The organism is Streptomyces sp. 142MFCol3.1, from assembly GCF_000424945.1.
GTDB lineage: Bacteria > Actinomycetota > Actinomycetes > Streptomycetales > Streptomycetaceae > Streptomyces > Streptomyces siamensis.
Window position 1 is genome coordinate 150,550 of record NZ_AUKV01000017.1, and the last position, 25,123, is coordinate 175,672.

Genomic DNA, 25,123 nt, shown 5'->3' on the forward strand with positions numbered 1-25,123 from the left:
GTGAACCCATGACGGAACTGTCCCACGGTGCGAATGGCGACGCCCGCCGGGCCCCCTAGGCAGCCGCGGGGGCACGCGTGCCCGCACCCCGGCCGCCGTCCGGTTCGGGGCGGCCCGGGGCGGGTGCGAAGGTGCCGGGTTCGGGCGCGGGGCGGCCCGGGGCGGGTGCCGGGCGGTCCGCAGCGGGTTCAGGGTGGCCCGCCTCGAGTTCAGGGCGACTCGGGTTCAGGGCGACTCGGGTCGCGACCCGAGCGGCCCGCATGGGATCCCCGGTGGCCCGGACCGGATCCCGGCGACTCCGGTCGCGACCCGCGCGGCCTGCCCCGGACCCCGAGTCGCCCGCGTCGGGTTACGGGCGACCCGAGCCGCCCGGATCCGGCGGAGAGGCTGCGGCCGCGGGATCTCCTCCGTGGCCGGGCAGTGCGTCCGCCAGCGCCTCGGCGAGGTGCCGTGCCCCGCTGTCCGCCAGTTGTCGCAGCTGGGTGCGGCAGGAGAAGCCGTCCGCGAGGAGCAGCGTGTCGTCCGTGGCCGCGCGCACCGCCGGGAGGAGCTGTTCCTCCGCGCAGGCCCTGGACACCTCGTAGTGGCCCCTCTCGAAGCCGAAGTTGCCGGCCAGACCGCAGCAGCCGCCCGCGAGGGTGCCGGTCAGCCCGGCCGCCTCGCGCAGCCGGCGGTCGGCGGCGTCGCCGAGCACCGCGTGCTGGTGGCAGTGGGTCTGACCGGCGACCGGGCGGTCCAGCCGGGGCGGGGTCCAGTCCGGGGCGTGCCGCTCCAGGGCCTCGGCGAACGTCACCACCGACGCCGCGAGCCGCGCCGCGCGAGGGTCGTCGTGCAGCAGCTCCGGGAGGTCGGTGCGCAGGGCGGCGGCGCAGCTGGGCTCCAGGACGACGACCGGGATGCCCTCCGCCTCCAGGTACGGCTCCATCAGGTCGAGCGAGCGGCGCATCACGGCCCGGGCCCGGTCGAGCTGTCCGGTGGAGACGTACGTCAGCCCACAGCAGACGCGGCTGCGGCGGCGTGCGAGAAGCAGCGAGAGGCCGGCCGGCCCGCGCGTCACTCCGTCGCCGACCGGCCCCCGCCGGGTCCGGAGCCCGTCTCCGCTCCCGTCGGAGCCCCCGGTCCGCGGCCGGCCTCCGCTCCCGCCGGACGCCCCGGCCTCCGACCCGATCCGGTCACTCCCCCCGAACTCCCCAGCCCCCGACCCGATCCGGTCACTCCCGCCGGGCGCCCCGATCCCCGGCCCCCCGGGCCGATCGCTCGCGTCCGGCCGCCGCGGCCGGCGCTTCCCGGCCGGACCGGGAGTCATCCGCTTCGTCGGTGGCAGCAGGACGGTCAGCCCGGCCGCCTCCAGGACGCGGACGGCCGCCCGCCCCACGGACGGCGACAGGTGCTCGGTGAAGGTGTCCGGCCAGAGCACCACGACGGTGCCGCCGAACCCCGGGAAGGCCGGTCGCGCTCCCGGCCGCCGCCGCGCGCGCACGAACGCCTTCACCCGGTCCCTGAACCGTCGTGTCCACCAGCGGCTGAACGTCTCCGCCGCCAGCCGCGGGATCTCCCGCTCGGGCGCGATCCCGGCCAGCCGCTTGGCGACGGCGACGAACGGACGTACGGAGGCGAGGCCGTTCACCAGCCGGGCGGAACGCGTACGGGACACCGCGGCGAGCCACACGGGCAGCCGGCCCATCGCGTAGTGCGCGGCGGGCCGGCGGCGCCCGGCGTAGTGGTGGTGGAGGAACTCCGCCTTGTACGTGGCCATGTCGACGCCGACCGGGCAGTCCGACCGGCAGCCCTTGCAGGACAGGCACAGGTCCAGCGCGTCGCGGACCTCGGTGGAACGCCATCCGTCGGTCACGACCTCGCCCGCGAGCATCTCGTGCAGCAGCCGGGCGCGCCCGCGCGTCGAGTGCTCCTCCTCGCCGGTCGCCCGGAAGGAGGGGCACATGACGCCGTTCGCCGACGCCCCGGTCGTCCGGCATTTGGCGACACCCACACAGCGGCGCACCGCCGCCGAGAAGTCCCCGCCGTCGGCCGGATACCCGAACTCCACGTCCACGGGCCGGCCCGGCAGCGCCGCGAACCGCAGGTTCTCGTCGAGGCGGTGCGGCCGTACGAGCATGCCGGGGTTGAGCAGGTCGTCCGGGTCCCAGAGGTCCTTCGCCCGCTCGAAGAGCCCGACCATGCCGGCGCCGTACATCCGGGGCAGCAGCTCCGCCCGCGCCTGCCCGTCGCCGTGCTCACCGGAGAGGGAACCGCCGTGCGAGACGACCACCTCGGCCAGTTCCTGCGAGAAGCTCCTGAAGCGGGCCACCCCCGCCGTGCTGACGAGGTCGAAGTCGATGCGCACATGGATGCAGCCGTCGCCGAAGTGCCCGTACGGCGTGCCGCGCAGACCGTACGCCGTCAGCAGGGCGCGGAAGTCGCGCAGATACGCGCCGAGCCGGGCGGGCGGCACCGCACAGTCCTCCCAGCCGGGCCAGGCCTCGCTGCCGTCCGGCATCCGGGTCGCGGTGCCGCTGGCGTCCTCGCGGGTGCGCCACAGGGCGCGCTGCCCGGCCGCGTCGGTGACCACGAGGGCGTCCGTCACGTCGGCGGCCCGCACGATCGCGTCCGCCCGCGCGCGGGCCTCGCCGCCGGACACCCCGCCCGTCTCCACGAACAGCCAGGCCCCGCCGCGCGGCAGCCCGGCCCCGGCCGGCACCAGATCGGCGGCCATCCCCTCCACGGTCAGCGGCCCGTGCGGCAGCAGCCCGGCCGCTGCCTGTGCGGCCGCGCTCTCGTCCGGGTAGGCGAGCACGGCCAGCGCCCGCGCGGGCGGGTCCTCCACGAGCCGTACGGCCGCTTCCGTCAGCACTCCCCAGGTGCCCTCGGAACCGCAGAAGGCCCGGGCGACGTCCGCACCGCGCTCCGGCAGGAGGGCGTCGAGCGCGTAGCCGGAGATACGGCGCGGCAGGTCCGGGAAGCCGGTGCGCAGGCGCGCGAGTTCACCGTCCACCAGGTCCCGGAGCCCGTCCGGCGCGCCCGCCCAGTCCCGGCCGAGCCTCAGGCGCGCGCCCCGCGCGGTGATCACCGACAGGTCTCGCACGCTGTCCGCGGTCGTGCCCCAGGCCACCGAGTGCGATCCGCACGAGTTGTTGCCGATCATTCCGCCGAGCGTGCAGCGGCCGTGCGTCGACGGGTCGGGGCCGAAGCGCAGCCCGTAGGGCGCGGCGGCCTCCTGGAGGCGGTCGAGGACGACGCCGGGCTGGACCACGGCGGTCCGGGAGTCCGGGTCGAGCGAGACGATCGCGTTCATGTGCCGGGTGAAGTCGAGGACCACGCCGGTGCCCGTGGCCTGCCCGGCGATCGACGTGCCACCGCCGCGGGCCACGACGGGGACGCCGTGCGCGCGGCAGACGGCGAGCGCCGCCGCCACGTCGTCGGCGTCGCGCGGGGACACGACGCCGAGCGGGACGCGGCGGTAGTTGGACGCGTCCATGGTGGTCAGCGCCCGCGCGGTGGTGCCGAAGTCGACCTCGCCGCGGACCGCCCGGCGCAGCCCTTCCCGCAGTGCCCGGGCGTCGGTCGCCGGTACCGGTGTCCCCTGCTTCCCGAGATCCGTCATGCCTCCCAGGATGCCGCCGTGCATCGGTGCCACCGGTGCTCCGCGCATCCCGTTTTGCGCCCGGATCCTGAAACCGCTCCCAGAACCTTCCCAATGCGATCACGAACTCTCATATAGTGATCGCAAGTTGAGCACCGGGTGTCGCTTCTCGCCCAGGACACGACCGAGGACACGTTCTCGCCCCAGAAGACGACCGAGGACCGATTGATGACCCCGCCTCTCACCCACGGCGAACGACCCACTTTCCGCGCCGTCGCGCCCGCTCCGCTGATCACCGCCGTCGCGGCCGCCCTCGCGGTGGCCTGCGCGGTCGCCCTGGCGCCCGACTCGGCGCGCGCACCGCTCGCCTGGGGCACCGGCACCGCCGCGGTCCTGCTCTGCGCGGCCGTCGCGGTGGCCGCACACGCCGTGCGGAGCGCGAAACTGGCGCGCCGCCGCCTCGGCACCGTGACCGAGGACGCCGGACGGCTCCTCCAGGAAAGGGCCCGGCTGACCGAGGAGTTCAACCAGGAACGGGCCCGCCTCGCCGACGACGCCGCACGCGAGCGGACCCGTCTCGCCGAGGCCGCCGCCCGCGAACGCATCCGGCTGACCGAGGAGTTCGCGTCGGAACGGGAGCAACTCGCCGAGCAGTTCGCCGTTGAGCGGCAGCAACTGGCCGACGAGCAGGCACGGCTCACCGCCGAACAGGCCCGTCTCACCGACGAGAACGCGCAGCTGGTGCAGCGCGCCCGGCAGGCCTCGGGCGACCGGGCCGCCGCGATCTCGGCGACCGCCAACGCGGCCGGCCGCATGCAGGCGCTGGCCACCGGCATGCTCGCCGACCTGCGCGGCATGGAGGAGAGGCACTCCGACGAGGACGTCCTCGCCGACCTCCTCCACCTCGACCACCGCACCGCGCAGGCGGGCCGGCTCGCCGACTCGGTCGCCGTCCTCACCGGCGCGCGCTCCGGCCGTCGCTGGGCCCGCCCGATCGTCATGGAGTCGATCCTGCGCGGCGCGATGGGCCGCATCAGCGGCTACCAGCGGGTGCGCGTGCACTCCGCGAGCGAGGCCGCCGTCGCCGGGCACGCCGCCGAGGGCGTGATGCACGCGCTCGCCGAACTCCTCGACAACGCGGCGAACTTCTCGCCGCCGACCGCAGAGGTCCACGTGTACGTCGAGGAGGTCCCGGCCGGCGTCATCGTCTCCGTCGAGGACAGCGGCCTGGTCATGGGCGACGTCCAGCTGCGCCGCGCCGAACGCGCCGTGTCCGGCGACGTCGCCGAGCTCGGTGGCCTCACCGGTACCCGGCTCGGCCTCGCCGTGGTCGGCCGGCTCGCCCGCAAGCACGGCCTGACGGTGTCCTTCCGGCCCTCCGCGCGCGGCGGCACGGGCGTCCTGGTGCTCATCCCCCAGGACCTGCTGATCCAGCCGTCCGCACCGCTGCCCGCCGAGCCCGCGCCGGCGCCGCGCCCCGCCGTCACCGCGCGCTCCGAGGTGTCGTACGCCGCCGCCCGCGCCGTCGTGGACCTCGACCCGGACCCGGTCCCCACCCATGACTCGCCCCGGCACGAAGCGGCGTCCCCGTCGACCGGCGGCCTGCCCAAGCGCCGCCGCGGCCGGACCCTCGCGCACGCCGAGCGCAGCCGCTCGCACGCCACTCCCCCGGCCGCCGAGCCGAAGCCCCGTACCCCCGACGAGGCCAAGGCGCGGGCCGTCGCCCGCTTCGGCAGCTTCCGCGACGCGGTGCGCGGCGCCGCGGCCGGCGCCGCGGAGGCCGCACGGCGGGAGGGCCCCTCGGCCGACGTACCACCCGACGGGCCCGAGAACGCCGCACGCGACGAGACGGTCGCACCGACGGCGTCCCCCACCACCCACTCGACCCCGCACTCGCACCCGGAAGGCGACACCACCCCATGACCGGCACCACCACCGCCGACGAGAAGCTCTCCTGGCTCATCGAGGGCCTCCTTGAGCGCACCCCGGGCGCACGGCACGCGCTCGTGCTCTCCCGCGACGGCCTGAAGCTGTGCCGCACCCCCGAGCTCTCGGTCGACCAGGCCGACCAGCTCGCCGCGATCGCCGCCGGCATCCAGTCGCTGTCCCACGGGGCGTCCGTCGAGTTCGGCGACGGCAGCGGCGGCGTGCGCTCGGCTATGGCCGAGTTCTACGGCGGGGTCCTGTTCATCGTGGAGGCGGGCGACGGCGCGCACCTCGCCGTCGTCACCGCCGAGGACGCCGACGCGGGTCTGGTCGGGCACAACATGAGCGAACTCGTGGAGCAACTCGGCGAACACCTGAGCGCGCAGCCCCGTACGTCATGAGCCGGCCGGGCAGGGACGACGCGCCCGACCGGCTGTACACCCTCACGGGGGGGCGCAGCCGGTCCGGGCCCGACACCCCCTTCGACCTCGTGACCCTGGTGGTCGCCGAGTGCGACCCGGTGGCGGGCATGCAGTCCGAGCACGCCGCGATCCTGCGGCTGTGCGAGCGGCCGACGGCGGTCGTCGAGATCGCCGCCGAGCTGCGGCTGCCGGTCTCCATCACCCGCATCCTGCTCGCCGACCTGCTCGCCGCGGGCCGGGTCAGCGCCCGCCATCCGCACGCCGCGGTCCCCTCAGGTCTCCCCGATCCCGACATCCTGGAGCAGGTGCTCGTTGGACTCCGTAACCTCTGAGGCCCTCGCGCCCGCGAGCGCCCGTACACCCCTTCAGGCGTCGGCCGACAACGGCCTGAAGATCGTGATCGTCGGCGGCTTCGGCGTCGGCAAGACGACCCTGGTCCGCTCCGTCAGCGAGATCCGTCCCCTCAACACCGAGGAGACGATGACGCAGGCCGGTGCCGCCGTCGACGACATCAGCGAGGTGCGCGGCAAGTCCGCCACCACCGTCGCCTTCGACTTCGGCCGCATCACCCTGGACGCCCACAACGTGCTGTACCTGTTCGGCGCGCCCGGGCAGGAGCGCTTCTGGTTCCTGTGGGACCGGCTGTTCTCCGGCACGCTCGGCGCGGTCGTCCTCGTCGACACCCGGCGCATCGACGCCTCCTGGTACGCCATCGACCGGCTGGAGCACCACGGCACCCCGTTCATCGTGGCCTGCAACGACTTCGGCGGGCCCACGCACACCCCCGCGCAGATACGCGAGGCGCTCGACCTCGACCCGCACGTGCCGCTGATCGACTGCGACGCCCGCTCCCGGGAGTCCGCCAAGCGGGTGCTGATCACCCTGGTCGAACACCTCGCCTCCCTCTACGCCCCTCACGGCGCCGCAGCGCAAGGCGCCCCGAACTCACCGGAGCCGGCCCTGTGACCCCCGCCCCCGTGCCGCTGAGCGGCCCCCGGTTCCAGACCGAACCGGCCGAGTTGTACCGGGAGATGCGGCGCGACCACGGCGCGGTCGCACCCGTCGTGCTCGACGGCGACATCCCGGCCTGGCTGGTGCTGGGCTACCGCGAGCTGCACCAGGTCACCGGCGACCCGCAGTTGTTCAGCCGGGACTCCGAGCTGTGGAACCAGTGGGACCGCATCCCCGACGACTGGCCGCTGCTCCCGATGATCGGCCGCAGGCAGCCCTCCATCCTGTACACCGTCGGCGAGCGCCATCGCGAACGCGCCGCGATGATCAGCAACGCGCTCGAAGCCGTCGACGCCTTCGAACTGCGCAGCCACGCGGAGAAGTTCGCCGACGAGCTCATCGACGCGGTGTGCACGAAGGGCGAGACCGACATCGTCGAGGACTACGCGGCCCTGCTGCCCGTACGCGTCCTCGCCCGCCTCTACGGCTTCTCCGACGAACAGGGCCCCGGTCTCGTCACCGCCCTCAACGACATGATCAACGGACGTGAGGGCGCACTCGCCGGGCAGCAGCACCTGGCCGCGTCGATGACTCAGCTGCTGGCCGACCGGAAGGACGAGCCCGCGGACGACGTCGTCTCCCGCATGCTCGCCGACCCGTCCGGCTTCACGGACGAGGAGATCGTCCAGGACCTCATGGTCATGATGGCCGCGGGCCACCAGCCGACCGCCGACTGGATCGGCAACTCGCTGCGTCTGATGCTCACGGACGAACGTTTCGCCGCCTCCTTGTTCGGCGGTCGGCACAGCGTCGGCGAGGCCATGAACGAGGTCCTGTGGGAGGACACCCCGACCCAGAACGTGGCGGGCCGCTGGGCCTCCCGCGACACTCAGCTCGGCGGGCGCCGGGTCCGCGCCGGCGACCTGCTGCTGCTCGGCCTCCAGGGCGCCAACGCCGACCCCCAGGTCCGCACCGACGGCTCCGCCCTCACCGGCGGCAACAGCGCCCACTTCTCCTTCGGCCACGGCGAGCACCGCTGCCCGTTCCCGGCCCAGGAGGTCGCCGAGGTCATCGCGCGGACCGGCATCGAGGTCGTGCTGGACCGGCTGCCGGACATCGACCTGGCCGTACCCGCCGAATCGCTGACCAGGCGCCCCTCCCCGTGGCTGCGGGGCCTGACCCGACTGCCGGTGACGTTCACCCCCGTACCCGCGCGCTGAAACCTCGCGCGCACCCGGCCGACCTGCTCCCTCCGGCCGGGGTCCGGGGGCTGTCCCCGGGCACACACCGCATCCCACCCCGCCCCTGGAGGCACCCCCGCATGACCACCGGCACCGAACAGACCCGCATAGCCCTGGACCCCTTCGTCACCGACCTGGAGGCCGAGAGCGCCGCGCTGCGCGCCGCGGGCCCGCTCGCCGCCGTCGAACTGCCCGGCGGCGTATCGGTGTGGGCGGTCACGCACCACGCCGAGGCCAAGAAACTGCTGACCGACCCCCGGCTGGTGAAGGACATCGGCGTCTGGGGTGCCTGGCAGCGGGGCGAGATCGCCCCGGACTGGCCGCTGATCGGGCTCGCCAACCCGGGCCGTTCGATGCTCACCGTGGACGGCGCCGACCACCGGCGGATGCGCACGCTGGTCGCCCAGGCCCTCACCCCGCGCCGCGTGGAGCAGATGCGGGAGCGGATCACCAAGCTGACCGAAGGGCTGCTCGACGGCCTGGAGGGCGAGGTCGTCGACCTCAAGGCGGACTTCGCCTACCCGCTGCCGATGTACGTCGTGGCCGAACTCATGGGTATCGCGGAGGACCGGCTGCCGCGCCTGAAGGAGCTCTTCGAGAAGTTCTTCTCGACGCAGACCCCGCCCGCGGAGGTCATCGCCACGCTCACCGAGCTGGCCGGGATCATGGCGGAGACGGTCGCCGCGAAGCGCGCCGAGCCGGGCGACGACCTCACCTCGGCGCTGATCCTCGCCTCCGAGGACGGCGACCACCTCACCGACGAGGAGATCGTCTCCACGCTCCAGCTGATGGTCGCGGCCGGTCACGAGACGACGATCTCGCTGATCGTCAACGCGGTGGTCAACCTCTCCACCCACCCGGAGCAGCGCGCCCTCGTCCTGTCGGGTGAGGCCGACTGGTCGGCGGTCGTCGAGGAGACGCTCCGCTGGTCCACCCCGACCTCCCACGTCCTGATCCGCTTCGCCACGGAGGACGTCCCGGTCGGCGACAAGGTCATCCCGGCCGGGGACGCGCTGATCGTCTCCTACGGCGCTCTCGGCCGCGACGAGCAGGCCCACGGCCCGACGGCGGGCGACTTCGACATCACCCGCACGGTCCAGAACCGGCACATCTCCTTCGGCCACGGCCCGCACGTGTGCCCCGGAGCGGCCCTGTCCCGTCTGGAGGCGGGCGTCGCCCTGCCCGCCCTGTACGCCCGTTTCCCGTCCCTCGACCTGGCCGTCCCCGCCGCCGACCTGCGCAACAAGCCGGTGGTCACCCAGAACGACCTGTTCGAGCTGCCGGTGCGGCTGAACCCGTAGGCCCCGTCGGCCCGGCCCCGCACGACCGCGCGGGGCCGGGCCGTCTCGTAGGTCTTCACAAGTCCGCGGGCCGCCGGGGTCGTCTCATCGAACGGACACGTTTCCGTCCGGTTTCTCCGAGGGGATACGCTCCGGCTCGTGGCTGATATCCAGATCCCCGCTGACATCAAGCCCGCCGACGGACGATTCGGCGCGGGCCCCTCCAAGGTGCGTACGGAGGCGCTGGACGCGCTGGCCGCGACCGGCAGCTCCCTGCTCGGCACGTCCCACCGCCAGGCCCCGGTCAAGAACCTGGTCGGCAAGGTGCGCGAAGGCGTGCGCGAGCTGTTCTCCCTGCCCGACGGGTACGAGGTCGTCCTCGGCAACGGCGGCTCCACCGCGTTCTGGGACATCGCGACCCACGGCCTGATCGAGAACAAGTCGCAGCACCTCAACTTCGGCGAGTTCAGCTCGAAGTTCGCCAAGGCCGCCAAGCTCGCGCCCTGGCTGGCCGAGCCGACCGTCATCGCGAGCGACCCGGGCACCCACCCGGAGCCGCAGGCCGAGGCGGGCGTCGACGTGTACGCCTTCACCCACAACGAGACCTCCACCGGTGTCGCCGCCCCCGTCCGGCGGGTGCAGGGCGCCGACGAGGGCTCCCTCGTCCTGGTGGACGCCACCTCCGGGGCCGGCGGCCTCCCGGTCGACATCGCCGAGACCGACGTCTACTACTTCGCCCCCCAGAAGTCCTTCGCCTCCGACGGCGGCCTGTGGATCGGCGTCTTCTCCCCGGCCGCGATCGAGCGCGCCGAGCGGATCCACGCCTCCGGCCGTCACGTCCCGGAGTTCTTCTCGCTGCCCACGGCGATCGACAACTCCCGCAAGAACCAGACGTACAACACCCCGGCCCTCGCCACGCTCTTCCTGCTCAACGAGCAGCTGGAGTGGATCAACGGCCAGGGCGGACTCGCCTGGTCCACGGCCCGTACCAAGGACTCGTCGACCCGCCTGTACGGCTGGGCCGAGGAGTCCAAGTACGCGACGCCGTTCGTCACCGACGCGGCCAAGCGGTCCCAGGTCATCGGCACGATCGACTTCGCCGACGAGATCGACGCGGCCGCCGTCGCCAAGGTCCTGCGCGCCAACGGCATCGTCGACACCGAGCCCTACCGCAAGCTCGGCCGCAACCAGCTGCGCATCGCGATGTTCCCGGCCATCGACCCGGCGGACGTCGAGGCGCTGACGAAGTGCGTCGACCACGTCATCGAGAAGCTCTGACCGCTTCCCGCCCGTGAGCGGACAGGGAGCCCGGCGCGGTCGACCGCGCCGGGCTCCTTCTCGTCCGCGCTCACGACGTCGCGCCGGTCACGGCGCCGTGCCCCGGTCCGTGGACCGGTGCCACCGTGCCTTCAGGTCGCCGTGCACGTGACCGTGGGCGTGCCTGCGCCTCCCGGCGTCCCGCCGAAGCCGAAGCCCGCCGAACCACCCACCGGGACCGCCCCGTTGTGGGCCGCGTTCACGGCACTCACGGTGGCCCCGCTCTGCGTGTACGTGGCGTTCCACATGCTGGTGACCTGCTGGCTGCCGCTCCATGTCCAGGTCACCCTCCAGGACGTGAGGGCGGTGGTGCCGGTGTTGGTCACCTTGACGTCGGCGTTGAAGCCGCCGCCCCAGTCGCTGCTGACCGTGTAGACGGCGGCGCAGGCGGCCGTGCCGCCACCGCCGCCGTCCCCCGTCGACGGGAATCCCGGCGCCTTGACGCTCGCGAGGTAGCCGTCCTTCACGGTGTCCACGGTCGTCCAGTCGTCCTTGAGGATGCCGCCCGTGTCACCGGAGTCGGGGTTCCACGACCAGAAGGTCCAGGAGATGCTGTCGGCGCCGTAGGTGCCGGTCGGCCGCAGGTAGGAGACGAGCGCCGCCAGCCACTTCTGGTCCACCGACGACTGGAGCGTCGTACCGAACTCGCCGACCCACACCGGCGCGATGTTCTGCTTGAAGAGGTAGCCCCAGTACTTGTCCCACACCCCGGGCATGTTGGCCGGGAAGGACGGGTCGCTGAACCAGCTCTGCTGGGCCACGCTGGTGGCGTAGTCGTGGGCGGAGTAGACGACCCGGTTCGCCACGTCCAACCGGACCGGGTACTGCCCGGCCCCCATCAGGTTGCCGCCCCACCAGCCCGAGACGCCGTCGTAGGTCTGCACGCCCTCCACGAAGACCAGCAGCCGCGAGTTGACGGACAGGACCGCGTTCCCGGCCCGTTGTGCGGCCAGCCGCCAGTCGACGGCCGTGTCGCCGCAGCCCCAGCAGGCCGGATCGTGCGGCTCGTTGTGCAGGTCGATCCCGATGACGGTGTCCTGGCCCGCGTAACGCGCCGCCAGCGCCTCGAGGTCGGCGATCCACGTCGACTCGGGGACGGCGGGGGTGTACCAGAGGGCGGACTGCCCTCCCGAGTCGGGCCGGTGCCGGTCGAGGATCACCTTGAGGCCGTCCCGGCCGGCGTACGTCACGATCCTGTCCATGACCTGGAGGGAGTCGAGCCCCTGGAGGTCGGCGTTCTTGCCGCCGGAGAAGTCGATGCTGTCGGGCACGGTGCCCTTGAACAGATCGTCGCTGTAGGGGAGGCGGATGGTGTTGTAGCCCAGCGACTTCATCTGGTCGATCATGCTCTTGTAGTCGCGCGACCAGAGGCCGTGGACGACGTGGTTGCCGGTCTCGAAGCCGAACCAGTTGATTCCGGCGATCCGGACGGGCCGGTCGGCGGAGTCGAGGATCTGCCGGCCGCTGGTGTGCCAGTACCCGGCGCCGGGGTCCGCCGCGCGGGCGGTCTGCGCACCCGCCAGCGGTAACAGCAGTGCGGCCGTCACGGCGCACAGCGCTCTTCGCAGGCTGCGGAACATAGGGATGGTTCCTCTCGGGGGATGCGCGGCCCCGGAACAGGATGGGAGCGCTCCCATGCGCCGCGCACCCTCCATGGAACGGATAGTTCATGGACACGTCAATAGATGTGACGGGGGCGGCGGCCCGCCGGGCCGCTCAGCTGCGGCGCAGCAGCCGCCTGAAACCGAAGAGCACCGCGCAGGCCGCCGCGACCGCGAGAGCGCCGACCTTGAAGCCGCCGCTCAGCCCACCGCCGTCGCCTCCGACGGCGGACGAACCTCCGCCGTCCGAAGGGGACTTGGCACCGGACCCGGTGGAACCCGGCGCGTCCTCCGGCTGCACGGCGCTGTCCGCGCCCTCGCTGCCGTACATGAGCTTCGAACCGTCCGGGCTGTACGTGAGCGACTCGCCCTGCCCCTGGAGGGGGACGTTCAGCCGTCCCTGACGCTCGATCTTCCCGCCGTTCCACTCGTACGCGATCCCGCCGAAGTAGCCGCGTACGGCGAGCTGCCTGCCGTCGGGCGAGAAGGCGGCGTCGGTGGCCCACAGGTCGACGGGGGCCACGGGCCGGAAGACGTTCGTGCCCGACGCGGAGAGCCGGGAGGGGCCCTCGTAGAGGTGACCGCCGTCCTCGTTCTTGTCGACGATGTAGACCCGCCCGGTCTTCGGGTGCACCATCAGCGCCTCCGCGTTGCGGGGACCGTCCGCGTACTTCACGACGTACTGCGTGGCGCGGACCGTCTGGTCCTTCAGCACCTTCGGCTCGGGCAGCCGGTAGATCCACACGTGGTCCCACTTGCCGCCGAGGTTGTCACCGATGTCGCCGACGTAGAGGTCGCCGTCGGGCCCGATGGAGATCGCCTCGACGTCCCGGGGAGCGCCGACCCCCGTCATGGTGACGGTGGCGACGGTCCGTCCCGTCCTGCTGTCGACCGCGTACAGGTACGCCCCGTCGTCGCTGTCGTTGTGGGTCCAGTAGACGCCCGGGTGCAGGTGCGAGGCGGCGAGGCCGCTGGACTCGGTGATGCGGGGGTCCTTGATCGTGAACCCTTCGTCGCCACCGCTGTCGGCGACGGCCGGCGCCGACAGCACGACGACGAGGGCGGCTCCGGCGAGGAACGGAAGCGATCGGCGCATGGTCCCAAGCCTGCCATCCCGGCGGGCGGTTCAGGGCCCTCGGCGCCGCCGCCGGGTGTCCGGGACGGCGTGTCCAGCCTCACACCCGCACGGCCCGTGGCGGCCCCGCCGATCATCCATGATGAGCGGATGCTCAGGTTCATGCCCGTCGGCGACTCCATGACGATCGGTAGCGCGGGCGAACACACATGGCGTTACCGGATGTGGCAGCATCTGCGCGCGACGTACGGGGGCCCGTTCCAGATCGTCGGTCCGCGCGAGACGCTCTACGACAAGACGACGGGCTCCCCCGACTCGTACGAGTACGCGGACCCGGACTTCCCCCGCGCCCACCTGGCCGGCTGGGGCGAGGGCTGGCAGCACATGGCCCCCGTGATCCGCGAGGCGGTCCGTGCGCACCGGGCCGACGTGCTGCTGGTGTCGCTGGGCCTGATCGACCTGGGCTTCTACACGAACGCGGCCCAGACGGCCGCCAACGCCCGTGCCTTCGTCGCCGAGGCCCGCGCCGCCAACCCCCGCATACGCATGGCCCTGCTCCCGGTCATCCCGAACGTCCGCGCCGAGTCCGACGCCCCCTTCGCCGCCGACGTCGCCGCCTTCAACGAACTGCTCGCCAAGGCCGTCGCCGACCTCGACGAACCCCGCTCGCCGCTCCTGCTGGCCTCGCCGCCCGCCTCGTACGACATCCACCTCGACACCTACGACGGCACGCACCCGAACGCGAGCGGCGAGCACAAGATCGCCGAGGCCTTCGCGGAGGCGATGCACCAGGCCTGGGACCTGGGCTCCCCGTACCCGGCCGGAACCGCCTGACCGATTCCGGGCGCATCCCGGTCACCGTGCGTATCGTTGAACCGCGCGGCTGTGTCTCGACCGGGGCGCGGCCGGGGAGGAGCGCCACGATGACCGTCCTCGAAGACAGGATCGAGATGGCCGACGACAACGGCGAGCTGACGCTGGACGCCCTGTTCGGGTCGCTCGAGCGGACCACCCCCGAGGGATACAAGGTCGAGATCGTCGAGGGGGCCGTCTTCATGTCGCCGCAGCGGGACACCCACTGGGAAATCATCCTGGACATCGTGGAGCAGCTGCGCACCAAGTACCCGCGCAGGCGCGTGAAGTCCGACGTGCGCATCGACTACCCGGGCCACCTCAACGGGTTCGCCACCGACGTGACCCTCGTGTCGGAACAGGCCGAGAAGGACTCGAAAGGCCTGTGGAGCTGCCAGGACGTCGAGTTCGTGGCCGAAGTGATCTCGAAAGCCACGGCCGTCAACGACTACGGCCCCAAGAAGACCGCTTACGCGAACGCCGAGGTGCCCGTCTATCTCGTCGCCGACCCCTACCAGGGCAAGTGCCATCTGTTCACCCAGCCCAAGGACGGCGACTACGTCACCGAGACGACCGTCGCCTTCGGCGGGGACGTCGACATGACGAACACCCTCGTCGGCCTGGTCCTGAAGACCGGCGAGTTCCCTCGCGACTGAGGGCTGTCGCCGGGCGGGGGAAGGGCCGGACGGTCCCTGATCTCCTTCAACGCGGGTGTGGAGATGCGCAGTCGGGCGCCGAGGCGGAGGAAGCGCAGCAGCTGGGGCAGACAGCCGCCGGCCGTGCCGAAGTACTCGAAGGCGTCGAAGCCGACGGCCGCGCCGCCCTTGCCTAGAGCGCACTCCACGCCGTTGGCTGGGCAGTCATGAAGTACACGCAGCTCGGACGCACGGGACTCAAGGTCAGCCGCCTCGTCCTCGGCACCATGAACTTCGGTCCGCAGACCGACGAGACCGCGAGCCACGCCATCATGGACGCGGCACTGGACGCGGGGATCAACTACTTCGACACCGCGAACGTGTACGGCTGGGGCGAGAACAAGGGCCGTACCGAGGAGATCATCGGCAACTGGTTCGCCCAGGGCGGCGAGCGCCGGGACAAGACGGTCCTCGCCACCAAGGTGTACGGGAACATGGCCGCCGACGGCGACGCCTGGCCCAACCACGACAAGCTCTCCGCGGTCAATATCCGGCGGGCCGTCGACGCCAGCCTCAAGCGGCTGCAGACCGACTACATCGACGTCTACCAGTTCCACCACATCGACCGCTCGACTCCCTTCGAGGAGATCTGGCAGGCCATCGACACCCTCATCCAGCAGGGCAAGATCCTCTACGTCGGGTCCAGCAACTTCCCGGGATACAAGATCGCCCAGGCCAACGAGACCGCCGCCCGGCGCGGCGGCACGATCGGCCTGGTCAGCGAGCAGTGCCTCTACAACCTGGTCGAGCGGCGCGCCGAGATGGAGGTCATCCCGGCCGCGCGGGAGTACGGGCTCGGGGTCATCCCCTGGTCGCCGCTGCACGGCGGCCTGCTGGGCGGTGTGATCAGGAAGGAGGTCGAGGGCGGCCGCCGGGCGAGCGGCCGGTCCGCCGACGCCCTCGCCAACACCACCGTGCGCGCCCAGATCCAGGCGTACGAGGATCTGCTCGACAAGCACGGCCTGGAGCCCGGCGAGGCGGCGCTGGCGTGGCTGCTGACCCGGCCCGGCGTCACGGGCCCCATCGTCGGCCCGCGCACCGCGGAGCAGCTGGAGTCGGCGCTGCGCGCCGTAGAGCTGGAACTCTCGGAGGAGGTCCTCGCCTCGCTCGACGAGATCTTCCCGGGTCCGGGGCCGTCCCCGGAGGCGTTCGCCTGGTAGCCCGCGAGGGCACGGCGGCGCGCGGCGGCGGTCGGCTACCTGACCGCCGCCGACAGCGCCACCACGACGAACATCAGCACGAGCACACCGGCCATGATCCGGTTACGGGTCTTCGGGTCCACGCATTCGAGGTTAACCGGCCTCGTCCCCGGTCCCGTCGCCCACCCCCAGCGGCCAGCTCGCCACCGTCTCATAACGTGGCTGCTCACCGGGCACTCCCGACGTCGGCAGATTGCTGCGGACGAGACACAGCTCACCCACCGTCCACTCCCGCCCGGCGAAGCCGCCCAGGGCGGTGACGTACGGCGCGAAGCGCGCGGGGGTGCGGCTGCGGGCCACGGTCAGGTGCGGGTGGTAGGGGCGGTGCTCGTCCATGGAGATGCCCGACCTGCGCGCCGCCGCCTCCGACCGGTCGGCCAGCAACCGCATGGTCCGCAGGTCGCCCGCCACGCCCACCCACAGGGCGCGCCCGCCGAAGTGGCCGCCGCCGTGCAGGGACAGCGGGAAGGGGTCGGTGCGGCGGGCCGCACGCGCCAGCCGTTCCGACAGGTCGGGGACGGTCTCCTCGGCCACCTCGCCGTAGAACGCGAGGGTGAAGTGCCAGCCGGGCCGGCCCGTCCAGCGCAGCGCGTCCGCCCCGGCCATCCGCTGCAACTCGTCCACTTCGACGGCGAGTTCGCGGATCACATGCTTCGGAGGCAGTACCGCCGCAAAAAGTCTCATGCCGTCACCCTCCCAGGGAACGGATCATCGGGCGACCCTCCCCGGAAAGGGTGACGGAGGCGGCGTCAGGCCACCGTGGCCAGTTGTTCCTCGCGCTGCTCGGTGCGCTCCTTCGGCACGAAGCGGACCCGGGGGTGGCCGTGGTGCCAGCCGAGGGCGAGGCGCAGGCCGCCGATCCGGGCCAGGATCAGCCCGATCGTGGTCGCGGCCGCCACCGACACCAGGCCGCCGAGGGCGAAGCCGACGCGCGGACCGTAGGCGTCGGTGACCCAGCCGACCAGCGGCGCGCCCAGCGGTGAGCCGCCCATGAAGACCATCATGAACAGCGCCATGACCCGGCCGCGCATGGCGGGGTCGGTGGCCATCTGGACCGAGGTGTTCGCGGTGACGTTCACGGTGAGGCCGAAGATGCCGATCGGGACCATGAGGAGCGCGAAGAGCCACAGGGACGGCACCGTCGCCGCGACCACCTCCAGGGCGCCGAAGCCGATGGCCGCCGCGATCAGGACGCGCAGCCGGGCCGTGCCGCGGCGGGCGGCGAGCAGCGCTCCGGCCAGCGAGCCGATCGCCATCAGCGTGTTGAACAGGCTGTACGCGCCGGCGCCCGCGTGGAAGACGTCGTCCGCGTACGCCGAGAGCCATACCGGGAAGTTGAAGCCGAAGGTGCCGATGAAGCCGACGAGGACGATCGGCCAGATCAGCTCGGGACGGCTGGCGACGTAGTTCAGCCCCTCGCGGAGCTGGCCCTTGCCGCACGGCGCGCGCTCGACCACGTGCAGTTCACGGGCCCGCATGAGCAGCAGGCCGGCGATGGGCGCCACGAACGACAGGCCGTTGAAGAGGAACGCCCAGCCCGTGCCGACCCCGGTGATCAGCACGCCCGCGACGGCGGGGCCGACCAGGCGGGCCGACTGGAAGTTCGCCGAGTTCAGGCTGACCGCGTTCTGGAGCTGGCCCGGGCCGACCATCTCGGAGACGAAGGACTGCCGGGCCGGGTTGTCGACGACAGTGGCGAGACCGACGGCGAAGGCCGCGAGGTAGACGTGCCAGACCTGGACGTGACCGGACAGGGTCAGGAAGGCGAGCGCGAGTCCGGTGAGGCCCATGGCGGTCTGGGTGGCGAGGAGCGTCGGACGCTTGGGCAGCCGGTCGACGAGGACGCCGCCGTACAGCCCGAACAGCAGCATCGGCAGGAACTGCAGGGCGGTCGTGATGCCGACCGCTGCGGACGAGCCGGTCAGGCTGAGCACCAGCCAGTCCTGGGCGATGCGCTGCATCCAGGTGCCGGTGTTGGAGACGACCTGGCCCAGGAAGAAGAGCCGGTAGTTGCGGATCCTCAGCGAACCGAACATGGAGGAGCGGGAGGATCCGGCGGGGCGCCGGGCGCCGGACGGGCGCTGCTCGGCGGGAGTGTTCTCCGGGCCGGGCGGGTTCTGTGCCGCGGCCGGGTCCAGGGGGCCGGGCGCGTCGCCGCGGGGGGTGGACGGGGAGTCGTGGGTGGCTGGTGCGGGGGCGGAGTCTGCTCCGGATCCCGTACTCAAAAGGGCTCGCCTCCTCGGCATTCGTGGACGTCGGCGTCACAGGAGGGCGTCGGCGGTCTCTAGGGAGCGGCCCTCCCGGGGGAGGGCCGCGGACGGTCACAGGTGCGCGAGCTTTTCCAGCACGGGGGCGGCCTCGCGGAGCTTGGCCCACTCGTCCTCGTCGAGGGACTCGACCAGCCGGGCCAGGAACGCGTTCCGCTTGCGGCGGCTCTCTTCGAGCATCGTCTCCGCCTTGTCGGTCTGCGTCACGACCTTCTGGCGCCGGTCCTCGGGGTGCGGCTCCAGCCTGACCAGCTCCTTTGCTTCGAGCAGCGCGACGATGCGGGTCATCGAGGGCGGCTGCACGTGCTCCTTGCGGGCGAGCTCGCCGGGCGTGGCGGTGCCACAGCGGGCGAGGGTGCCGAGCACCGACATCTCGGTGGGGCTCAGCGACTCGTCGACCCGCTGGTGCTTGAGTCGACGCGACAGGCGCATCACTGCGGAGCGCAAGGCGTTCACGGCGGCTTCGTCGTCGCCATGGGTGAGGTCAGGCATGTTCTTTAGGATAACTCATTACCCTCGCTAAGGACTAACGGGGTGCCCGTGAACCGCGCCACTGAATCACGACATCACTCATATGAGTGAGCCCGCCGCGGAAAGTGACCCCTCGTCCGCCCGGCTGCCGCGACCCTCGACGGCATGGGGACCAGCGTGCTCAGCCTGCGGATAGACGGGGAGCTGCTCAACCGGCTCCGGCATCACGCCGCCAAACGCGGAATGAGCGTCCAGGACTATGTCGTCCGGACGCTCATTCGCGATGACTTCGACGAGCGGTTCCAGACCGCGGTCGAGGAGACGGAGAAGTTCTACGGGGTCACATGAGCCCCCGCACGGCGGTACGCGGCCCGGCGGACCCCGTACGGCGGACGCCTACGTCAGGCCCAGGGCCGGCATCAGGTAGTAGAAGGCGAAGACCGCCGACACCACGTACATCGCGGCCGGGACCTCGCGTCCGCGGCCCGCGGCCAGGCGCAGCACCACGAAGGTGATGAAGCCCATCCCGATGCCGTTGGTGATCGAGTAGGTGAACGGCATCATCAGCATCGTCACGAAGGCCGGGACGGCGATCGTGTAGTCGGCCCAGTCGATCTCCTTGACCGAGCCGGACATGATCAGGAAGCCGACCGCGAGGAGCGCGGGCGTGGCGGCCTGGGACGGGACCATCGTGGCGACGGGCGTCAGGAACAGGGCCACGGCGAACAGCGCGCCCGTGACGACGTTCGCGAAGCCGGTGCGCGCACCCTCGCCGACGCCCGCCGTGGACTCCACGAAGCAGGTGGTGGCCGAGGAGGAGGTGGCACCGCCCGCGGCGACCGCGATGCCGTCGACGAAGAGGACCTTGTTGATGCCGGGCATGTTGCCCTGCGCGTCGGTCAGCTTGGCCTCGTCGCTGATACCCATGATCGTGCCCATCGCGTCGAAGAAGCACGACAGCAGGACCGTGAAGACGAAGAGCACGCCGGTCAGCACGCCGACCTTCTCGAAGCCGCCGAACAGGCTGACCTTGCCGACCAGGCCGAAGTCCGGGGTGGCGAGCGGGTTGCCCGGCCACTTCGGGGTGGTCAGACCCCAGGACGGGATCGTCGCGACGGAGTTGACGATCACCGCGACGACCGTCATCGCGACGATCGAGATCAGGATCGCGCCCGGCACCTTGCGCACGATCAGCGCGAGGGTGAGCAGCGTGCCGAGGATGAAGACCAGGACGGGCCAGCCGTTGAGGTGACCGTCGGCGCCGAGCTGGAGCGGGACCGTGGTCTGGGCGGCGTCCGGGATACGGGAGACGAAGCCGGAGTCGACCAGACCGATCAGCATGATGAACAGGCCGATGCCGATCGCGATGCCCTTGCGCAGCCCCAGCGGCACGGCGTTCATGACGCGCTCGCGCAGGCCGGTGGCGACCAGCAGCATCACCACGATGCCTGCCAGCACCACCATGCCCATGGCGTCGGGCCACGACATTCGGGGGGCGAGCTGGAGTGCGACGACGGTGTTCACGCCGAGTCCGGCCGCCAGAGCGATCGGGACGTTGCCGATGACGCCCATCAGGAGCGTCGTGAAGGCCGCCGTGAGAGCCGTGGCGGTGACCAGCTGACCGTTGTCCAGGTGGTTCCCGTACATGTCCTTCGCGCTGCCCAGGATGATCGGGTTCAGCACGATGATGTAGGCCATCGCGAAGAAGGTGGCGAAACCGCCGCGGATCTCGCGCGGGATGCTGGAGCCCCGCTCGGAGATCTTGAAGTAGTGGTCCAGGGCACCCTGCGCGGGGCGGGGCTCCGGCTGCTCCGGGGTGGGGGCCTTGGTGACGGCCGAGGTGGACATGCGTGACCTCATGAGTACGGGGGCCTTGGTGGCCTTTACGGGCGCCGGGCGATCGAGGGGTCCCGCGCTCGGACGGGCCGAGAGCTGGAGGGAGGCGCCGGGCTGGGAACCTGATCGAGTCCGGCCCCTCAGTGATCACCAGCAGCTTCTTCGAGGCTTCTGTTGGTGTTTCATACGAAGAGAAAGAGCCAGACTCAGACCGTTTCAGTATGAACATATGAGTCCGAAATCGCTATCTCCGCGCGTAGACCGTTGCCCCGCAAGGCCGCACCCGGGCTCCGGCGACGCCCGCGGCACGGCCTCGTAAGCTGTGCACATGGCGAAGTGGACCCCCAAGCACGAGGCGCCGGAGCCCCTGGAGGGCCCCGTCGTCGCCACCATCACCGGCGGCACGATCCTCTGGTTCGTCCTCTTCCTGGTGCAGCTGCCCTTCTACGGCTGGTTCGAGGACCACGGACACCTCTGGTGGCTGTGGACGTGCCTGGCCGGCGCGGGACTCGGGCTCATCGGCATCTGGTACGTCCGCAGGCGCGACGCCGCGATCAAGCGGGACACCGCCGGCCGGGGCGCCTCCGCCGCGAGGACCGGAACACCCGGCGCCACCGCCGCGGACTGACGGCGGCCTCCCCCTGCGCTTCTCGCCCGCGTCCACACCTACACCCACGGCATCACACGGCCGCTCCCCCCGTCCTCCCCTGGTCGGATCTTTGGGGCGCTCGGCGGGTGAAGCCGTATATCCGCACGTACCGTCGAATGCATGACGCACATCGACGCGGGCGCCGAACTCGACCCTGTTCACCCCGTGCCCATACCCGTCTCCAGGCGGGCGGACGGGCTCTCCGCCGCCGAAGTGGCCGAGCGGGTCGCCCGCGGCGAGGTCAACGACGTCCCGGTGCGCAGCAGCCGCTCCCTCACCGAGATCGTCCGCGCCAACGTCTTCACCCGGTTCAACGCGATCATCGGTGCGCTCTGGCTGATCATGCTCGTCGTGGCGCCCTTCCAGGACAGCCTGTTCGGGTACGTGATCATCGCCAACACCGGGATCGGCATCATCCAGGAGTGGCGGGCCAAGAAGACCCTCGACTCGCTCGCCGTGATCGGCGAGGTGAAACCCACCGTCCGCAGGGACGGAGTGGCCGCCGAGGTCAGCACGTCGGAGATCGTGCTCGGGGATCTGATCGAGATCGGGCCGGGCGACAAGATCGTCGTCGACGGCTCCTGCGCCGAGGCCGACGGCCTGGAGATCGACGAGTCGCTGCTCACCGGTGAGGCCGACCCCGTGGTCAAGCACCCCGGCGACGAGGTGATGTCGGGCAGCTTCGTCGTCGCGGGCGGCGGCGCGTTCACCGCCACGAAGGTCGGCAGGGAGGCCTACGCGGCCCAGCTCGCCGAAGAGGCGTCACGCTTCACCCTCGTCCACTCCGAACTGCGCAGCGGCATCTCCACGATCCTGAAGTACGTGACGTGGATGATGATCCCGACCGCGATCGGCCTCGTCATCAGCCAGCTCGTCGTCAAGCAGCACGGCTTCAAGGACTCCGTCGCGCGCACCGTCGGCGGCATCGTCCCGATGGTCCCCGAGGGACTGGTCCTGCTCACCTCTGTCGCCTTCGCCATCGGCGTGATCCGGCTCGGCCGGAAACAGTGCCTCGTGCAGGAGCTCCCCGCGATCGAGGGCCTCGCCCGCATCGACACCGTCTGCCTCGACAAGACGGGCACCCTCACCGAGGGCGGCATGGACGTCACCGAGCTGCGGACCCTCCAGGACGCCGAGGAGGCGTACGCACGCAAAGCGCTCGGCGCGCTCGGCGAATCGGATCCCCGGCCGAACGCCTCCCTCCAGGCGGTCATCGCCGCCTACCCGGACAGCGAGGAGTGGCGCTGCACCGAGTCGCTGCCCTTCTCCTCGGCCCGCAAGTACAGCGGCGCCTCCTTCAGCGAGGGCAACGGCGAGTCCAGCACCTGGCTCCTCGGCGCCCCCGACGTCCTGCTGCCCGACGGGGACCCCGCGCTCGACGAGACGGAGCGGCTCAACGAGGCGGGGCTGCGGGTGCTGCTGCTCGCCCGCGCCACCAAGGAACTCGACGATCCGCAGGTCGCGGCCGGCGCCCGGCCCACCGCCCTGGTCGTCCTGGAGCAGCGGCTGCGCCCGGACGCGGCGGACACCCTGCGCTACTTCTCCGAGCAGGACGTCAAGGCCAAGGTCATCTCCGGCGACAACGCGGTGTCGGTGGGCGCGGTGGCCGGAAAGCTCGGTCTGACCGGTTCGGTCGTGGACGCACGCCGCCTCCCCGACGAGAAGGAGGAGATGGCGAAGTCGCTGGAGAAGGGCACGGTGTTCGGGCGGGTCACCCCGCAGCAGAAGCGGGACATGGTGGGCGCCCTCCAGTCGCGCGGGCACACGGTCGCGATGACGGGCGACGGCGTGAACGACGTCCTCGCGCTCAAGGACGCCGACATCGGTGTGTCGATGGGCTCGGGCTCGGAGGCGACCCGGGCCGTCGCCCAGATCGTCCTCCTCAACAACAGCTTCTCCACGCTGCCCTCGGTGGTCGGCGAGGGCCGCCGGGTCATCGGCAACATCACCAGGGTGGCGACCCTCTTCCTCGTGAAGACGGTCTACTCGGTCCTGCTGGCCGTGCTGGTGGTGTGCTGGCAGGTCGAGTACCCGTTCCTGCCCCGCCACCTGACCCTGCTGTCGACCCTCACCATCGGCGTCCCGGCGTTCTTCCTCGCGCTCGCCCCCAACAAGGAGCGGGCCAGGCCCAACTTCGTGCGGCGGGTGATGCGGTACTCGATCCCGGGCGGCACGGTCGCCGCGGTGGCCACCTTCATCACCTATCTGCTGGCCCGCCACCACTACACGGGCGAGGGCGCGCTGGACGCGGAGACGAGCGCCGCGACGCTGACGCTCTTCCTGATCTCGATGTGGGTCCTCGCGATCATCGCCCGGCCCTACACCTGGTGGCGGATCTGCCTCGTCGCCGCGATGGGCGGGGCGTTCCTGCTGGTGCTCATGGTGCCGGGGCTGCAGCACTTCTTCGCGCTGAAACTGGTCGGCGCCACGATGCCGTGGCTCGCGGTGGGCATCTCGGTGGTGGCGGCGGCCGCCCTGGAGTTCCTGTGGAAGTGGGTCGACCGCCGCTTCCCCGCGTGATCCGGGTGTCGTCCCGCGGGGCGTCCACTGCACGTCGACGCCGTCACTACGGGCGGCGCTCCCCACGGCGCCGCCGGGACGTCACGATCCGGACGTGCGGCGTCCCCGCGCCTCGTGACGGCGCGCGGGGACGTCGGACGAGCGACTACTGGACGTCTACGAAGTCACCCGTGGCCTTGACGGCCGGGGTGGTCGAGGTGCCCGCGAAGCTGTAGCGGTAGTAACCGTCGACGGAGGCCGTCGTGGTCGTCTTCAGGTTGCCCGTGCTGTCCGTCTTGATGGTCTTGAGGGTGGTGTAGGTGTCGCTGCCCTTCTTGCGGAACTGCAGCTGCACGGACTGGCCGGTGTAGCCGTGGTAGAGGTTGTCCTCCCAGTTGGCGCGGGACAGCTTGCCCGTGACCGTGATGGTCTTGCCCTTCTTCACCGGCTCCGGCGAGGCGTTGACCGTCAGCTTGGAGTAGCGCTGGACGTTCGGGGAGGTGAAGCCGCCCTGGTCGGCGATGCCGACGTTGTCCCAGTTGATGTCGTCGCTGGTCCAGTCCTCGCCGTTGTAGGCGACGGCCAGCGCCGCGGCGTGCCAGGTGCCGGCGTCCGAGTTGAGCAGCTCGCCCTCGGCCGGGTAGATGTCGATGTCGCCCTTGCAGGTGGCGACGGTCGACGAGGTGGCGGTGCAGGTCGCCGCGTCGTCGCCGAACAGCATGTTGTCCGGCATGTCGAACGAGCCCTTGTAGATGTAGGGGCCGGTCAGGAAGTCGGCGGCGTCGATGTCGACGTCGGCACCGTGGGTCATGGTGTAGGTGACCGGCACGGTGACGTGGTTGCTGATGCCGACGGCGATCGCCTTGCCGCCGTTCACCTTGATGTTGGAGAAGGTGGCGTCGAGGGCGTACGGCGTGCCGGTGTCGGCTGCGGCGGAGGTGCTGAACGCGGCCTTGCCGTCCGCGTGGGCGGCTTCCTGCGCCTTGGTGACACCCGCGCGGTAGGAGGGCGCGGAGTCGGCGGCGTGGGCGCCCGGGACGGCGAAGGCGGTGAGGGCCAGGGCGCCGGAGACGGCGGCCACGGTGGCTCGTATGCGCATGCGTTCCCCAAGTGGAGAAAGGGGCCCCGACGGCTTTCGTTCCGTACGGCTCGTCTTCACACGGGGCCCAAGTGATCGTGGAGTCTGTTGACTCGAAGATCAGATCTGCGACTGCGGCGAAAGGTTGTACGGCAGATGAAGACTTTGTGCGCGTATTACCAAC

At 71.7% G+C, this 25,123-nt stretch carries 21 protein-coding genes; 13 read left to right on the top strand and 8 right to left on the bottom strand.

Annotated features, from left to right (window positions below):
- Positions 1-349 precede the first annotated feature (349 nt).
- A complete protein-coding gene (locus H305_RS47040; RefSeq protein ID WP_420708128.1) occupies positions 350-3,601 on the bottom strand; it encodes an FAD-binding and (Fe-S)-binding domain-containing protein in 3,252 nt (1,083 codons plus the stop codon).
- A 207-nt stretch (positions 3,602-3,808) separates the two neighbouring features.
- Between H305_RS47040 and H305_RS0125105 the strand changes: the two genes are divergently transcribed.
- The 7 genes from H305_RS0125105 to serC all read left to right on the top strand — a co-directional run bounded on the left by H305_RS0125105 (position 3,809) and on the right by serC (position 10,678).
- Positions 3,809-5,503 carry an ATP-binding protein gene (locus H305_RS0125105; protein WP_028802827.1) on the top strand — a complete coding sequence of 565 codons (1,695 nt, stop codon included), beginning with the start codon at positions 3,809-3,811 and terminating at the stop codon, positions 5,501-5,503.
- On the top strand, positions 5,500-5,907 hold the full coding sequence (locus H305_RS0125110; protein WP_028802828.1) for a roadblock/LC7 domain-containing protein: 408 nt from the start codon (positions 5,500-5,502) through the stop codon (positions 5,905-5,907). Before H305_RS0125105 ends, H305_RS0125110 begins: the two co-directional genes overlap by 4 nt.
- Positions 5,904-6,260, top strand: coding sequence for a DUF742 domain-containing protein (locus tag H305_RS0125115; protein WP_028802893.1), 357 nt, complete (start codon positions 5,904-5,906; stop codon positions 6,258-6,260). The genes H305_RS0125110 and H305_RS0125115 overlap by 4 nt, the downstream gene beginning before the upstream one ends.
- The gene (locus tag H305_RS0125120; RefSeq protein WP_028802829.1) at positions 6,241-6,894 is read left to right on the top strand and encodes a GTP-binding protein; all 654 of its coding nucleotides are present in this window, start codon (positions 6,241-6,243) and stop codon (positions 6,892-6,894) included. The genes H305_RS0125115 and H305_RS0125120 overlap by 20 nt, the downstream gene beginning before the upstream one ends.
- Complete coding sequence (locus tag H305_RS0125125; protein WP_028802830.1) at positions 6,891-8,099, top strand: cytochrome P450; 1,209 nt, start codon at positions 6,891-6,893, stop codon at positions 8,097-8,099. The genes H305_RS0125120 and H305_RS0125125 overlap by 4 nt, the downstream gene beginning before the upstream one ends.
- A gap of 101 nt (positions 8,100-8,200) precedes the next feature.
- Entirely contained in the window at positions 8,201-9,421 is a 1,221-nt protein-coding gene (locus H305_RS0125130) for a cytochrome P450 family protein (protein ID WP_028802831.1), read from the top strand.
- A gap of 138 nt (positions 9,422-9,559) precedes the next feature.
- Positions 9,560-10,678: a phosphoserine transaminase gene (serC, locus tag H305_RS0125135; protein WP_028802832.1), complete on the top strand. Its 1,119-nt coding sequence runs from the start codon at positions 9,560-9,562 to the stop codon at positions 10,676-10,678.
- Between the two features lie 131 nt (positions 10,679-10,809).
- Here the strand turns inward: serC and H305_RS0125140 are convergent, their stop codons facing one another.
- A complete protein-coding gene (locus H305_RS0125140) occupies positions 10,810-12,297 on the bottom strand; it encodes a cellulase family glycosylhydrolase (RefSeq protein WP_028802833.1) in 1,488 nt (495 codons plus the stop codon).
- 136 nt (positions 12,298-12,433) lie between these two features.
- A complete protein-coding gene (locus H305_RS0125145) occupies positions 12,434-13,414 on the bottom strand; it encodes a hypothetical protein (protein WP_028802834.1) in 981 nt (326 codons plus the stop codon).
- Between the two features lie 129 nt (positions 13,415-13,543).
- On the opposite strand from H305_RS0125145, the gene H305_RS0125150 reads away from it, so the two are divergent.
- The 3 genes from H305_RS0125150 (at position 13,544) to H305_RS0125160 (ending at position 16,100) form a co-directional block, all read left to right on the top strand.
- A complete protein-coding gene (locus H305_RS0125150) occupies positions 13,544-14,227 on the top strand; it encodes a GDSL-type esterase/lipase family protein (protein WP_028802835.1) in 684 nt (227 codons plus the stop codon).
- An 89-nt stretch (positions 14,228-14,316) separates the two neighbouring features.
- The gene (locus tag H305_RS0125155; RefSeq protein ID WP_028802836.1) at positions 14,317-14,901 is read left to right on the top strand and encodes a Uma2 family endonuclease; all 585 of its coding nucleotides are present in this window, start codon (positions 14,317-14,319) and stop codon (positions 14,899-14,901) included.
- 206 nt (positions 14,902-15,107) lie between these two features.
- Positions 15,108-16,100 (top strand): aldo/keto reductase, encoded by a 993-nt coding sequence (locus H305_RS0125160; protein ID WP_028802837.1) that lies wholly within the window; start codon positions 15,108-15,110, stop codon positions 16,098-16,100.
- 132 nt (positions 16,101-16,232) lie between these two features.
- Here the strand turns inward: H305_RS0125160 and thpR are convergent, their stop codons facing one another.
- From thpR to H305_RS0125180, 3 genes are all read right to left on the bottom strand, one after another.
- Entirely contained in the window at positions 16,233-16,823 is a 591-nt protein-coding gene (gene thpR / locus H305_RS0125170; protein ID WP_028802838.1) for an RNA 2',3'-cyclic phosphodiesterase, read from the bottom strand.
- A 65-nt stretch (positions 16,824-16,888) separates the two neighbouring features.
- Positions 16,889-18,175: an MFS transporter gene (locus tag H305_RS0125175; RefSeq protein WP_028802839.1), complete on the bottom strand. Its 1,287-nt coding sequence runs from the start codon at positions 18,173-18,175 to the stop codon at positions 16,889-16,891.
- A gap of 285 nt (positions 18,176-18,460) precedes the next feature.
- A complete protein-coding gene (locus H305_RS0125180) occupies positions 18,461-18,898 on the bottom strand; it encodes a MarR family winged helix-turn-helix transcriptional regulator (RefSeq protein WP_028802840.1) in 438 nt (145 codons plus the stop codon).
- 144 nt (positions 18,899-19,042) lie between these two features.
- Between H305_RS0125180 and H305_RS0125185 the strand changes: the two genes are divergently transcribed.
- On the top strand, positions 19,043-19,225 hold the full coding sequence (locus tag H305_RS0125185) for a hypothetical protein (RefSeq protein WP_028802841.1): 183 nt from the start codon (positions 19,043-19,045) through the stop codon (positions 19,223-19,225).
- Positions 19,226-19,273: 48 nt separating this feature from the next.
- Here H305_RS0125185 and H305_RS0125190 read toward each other — a convergent pair whose 3' ends face one another.
- On the bottom strand, positions 19,274-20,725 hold the full coding sequence (locus H305_RS0125190) for an NCS2 family permease (protein WP_028802842.1): 1,452 nt from the start codon (positions 20,723-20,725) through the stop codon (positions 19,274-19,276).
- A 316-nt stretch (positions 20,726-21,041) separates the two neighbouring features.
- Here H305_RS0125190 and H305_RS0125195 point away from each other — a divergent pair, with 316 nt between their 5' ends.
- Positions 21,042-21,341: a DUF2530 domain-containing protein gene (locus H305_RS0125195; protein WP_028802843.1), complete on the top strand. Its 300-nt coding sequence runs from the start codon at positions 21,042-21,044 to the stop codon at positions 21,339-21,341.
- 141 nt (positions 21,342-21,482) lie between these two features.
- Positions 21,483-23,882 (top strand): cation-translocating P-type ATPase, encoded by a 2,400-nt coding sequence (locus tag H305_RS0125200; protein ID WP_028802844.1) that lies wholly within the window; start codon positions 21,483-21,485, stop codon positions 23,880-23,882.
- 145 nt (positions 23,883-24,027) lie between these two features.
- Here H305_RS0125200 and H305_RS0125205 read toward each other — a convergent pair whose 3' ends face one another.
- The gene (locus H305_RS0125205; RefSeq protein ID WP_028802845.1) at positions 24,028-24,960 is read right to left on the bottom strand and encodes a hypothetical protein; all 933 of its coding nucleotides are present in this window, start codon (positions 24,958-24,960) and stop codon (positions 24,028-24,030) included.
- Positions 24,961-25,123 lie beyond the last annotated feature (163 nt).

Excerpts from the sequence above, each read along its gene's own strand:
- H305_RS0125160 (WP_028802837.1), top strand. The coding sequence starts at position 15,108 with ATGAAGTACACGCAGCTCGGACGCACGGGACTCAAGGTCAGCCGCCTC.
- thpR (WP_028802838.1), bottom strand. The coding sequence starts at position 16,823 with ATGAGACTTTTTGCGGCGGTACTGCCTCCGAAGCATGTGATCCGCGAA.
- H305_RS0125200 (WP_028802844.1), top strand. The coding sequence starts at position 21,483 with ATGACGCACATCGACGCGGGCGCCGAACTCGACCCTGTTCACCCCGTG.
- H305_RS0125110 (WP_028802828.1), top strand. The coding sequence starts at position 5,500 with ATGACCGGCACCACCACCGCCGACGAGAAGCTCTCCTGGCTCATCGAG.
- H305_RS0125155 (WP_028802836.1), top strand. The coding sequence starts at position 14,317 with ATGACCGTCCTCGAAGACAGGATCGAGATGGCCGACGACAACGGCGAG.
- H305_RS0125145 (WP_028802834.1), bottom strand. The coding sequence starts at position 13,414 with ATGCGCCGATCGCTTCCGTTCCTCGCCGGAGCCGCCCTCGTCGTCGTG.
- H305_RS0125105 (WP_028802827.1), top strand. The coding sequence starts at position 3,809 with ATGACCCCGCCTCTCACCCACGGCGAACGACCCACTTTCCGCGCCGTC.
- H305_RS0125130 (WP_028802831.1), top strand. The coding sequence starts at position 8,201 with ATGACCACCGGCACCGAACAGACCCGCATAGCCCTGGACCCCTTCGTC.
- H305_RS0125150 (WP_028802835.1), top strand. The coding sequence starts at position 13,544 with ATGCTCAGGTTCATGCCCGTCGGCGACTCCATGACGATCGGTAGCGCG.
- H305_RS47040 (WP_420708128.1), bottom strand. The coding sequence starts at position 3,601 with ATGACGGATCTCGGGAAGCAGGGGACACCGGTACCGGCGACCGACGCC.
- H305_RS0125185 (WP_028802841.1), top strand. The coding sequence starts at position 19,043 with ATGGGGACCAGCGTGCTCAGCCTGCGGATAGACGGGGAGCTGCTCAAC.
- H305_RS0125195 (WP_028802843.1), top strand. The coding sequence starts at position 21,042 with ATGGCGAAGTGGACCCCCAAGCACGAGGCGCCGGAGCCCCTGGAGGGC.
- H305_RS0125175 (WP_028802839.1), bottom strand. The coding sequence starts at position 18,175 with ATGTTCGGTTCGCTGAGGATCCGCAACTACCGGCTCTTCTTCCTGGGC.
- H305_RS0125180 (WP_028802840.1), bottom strand. The coding sequence starts at position 18,898 with ATGCCTGACCTCACCCATGGCGACGACGAAGCCGCCGTGAACGCCTTG.
- H305_RS0125190 (WP_028802842.1), bottom strand. The coding sequence starts at position 20,725 with ATGTCCACCTCGGCCGTCACCAAGGCCCCCACCCCGGAGCAGCCGGAG.
- H305_RS0125115 (WP_028802893.1), top strand. The coding sequence starts at position 5,904 with ATGAGCCGGCCGGGCAGGGACGACGCGCCCGACCGGCTGTACACCCTC.
- H305_RS0125140 (WP_028802833.1), bottom strand. The coding sequence starts at position 12,297 with ATGTTCCGCAGCCTGCGAAGAGCGCTGTGCGCCGTGACGGCCGCACTG.
- H305_RS0125205 (WP_028802845.1), bottom strand. The coding sequence starts at position 24,960 with ATGCGCATACGAGCCACCGTGGCCGCCGTCTCCGGCGCCCTGGCCCTC.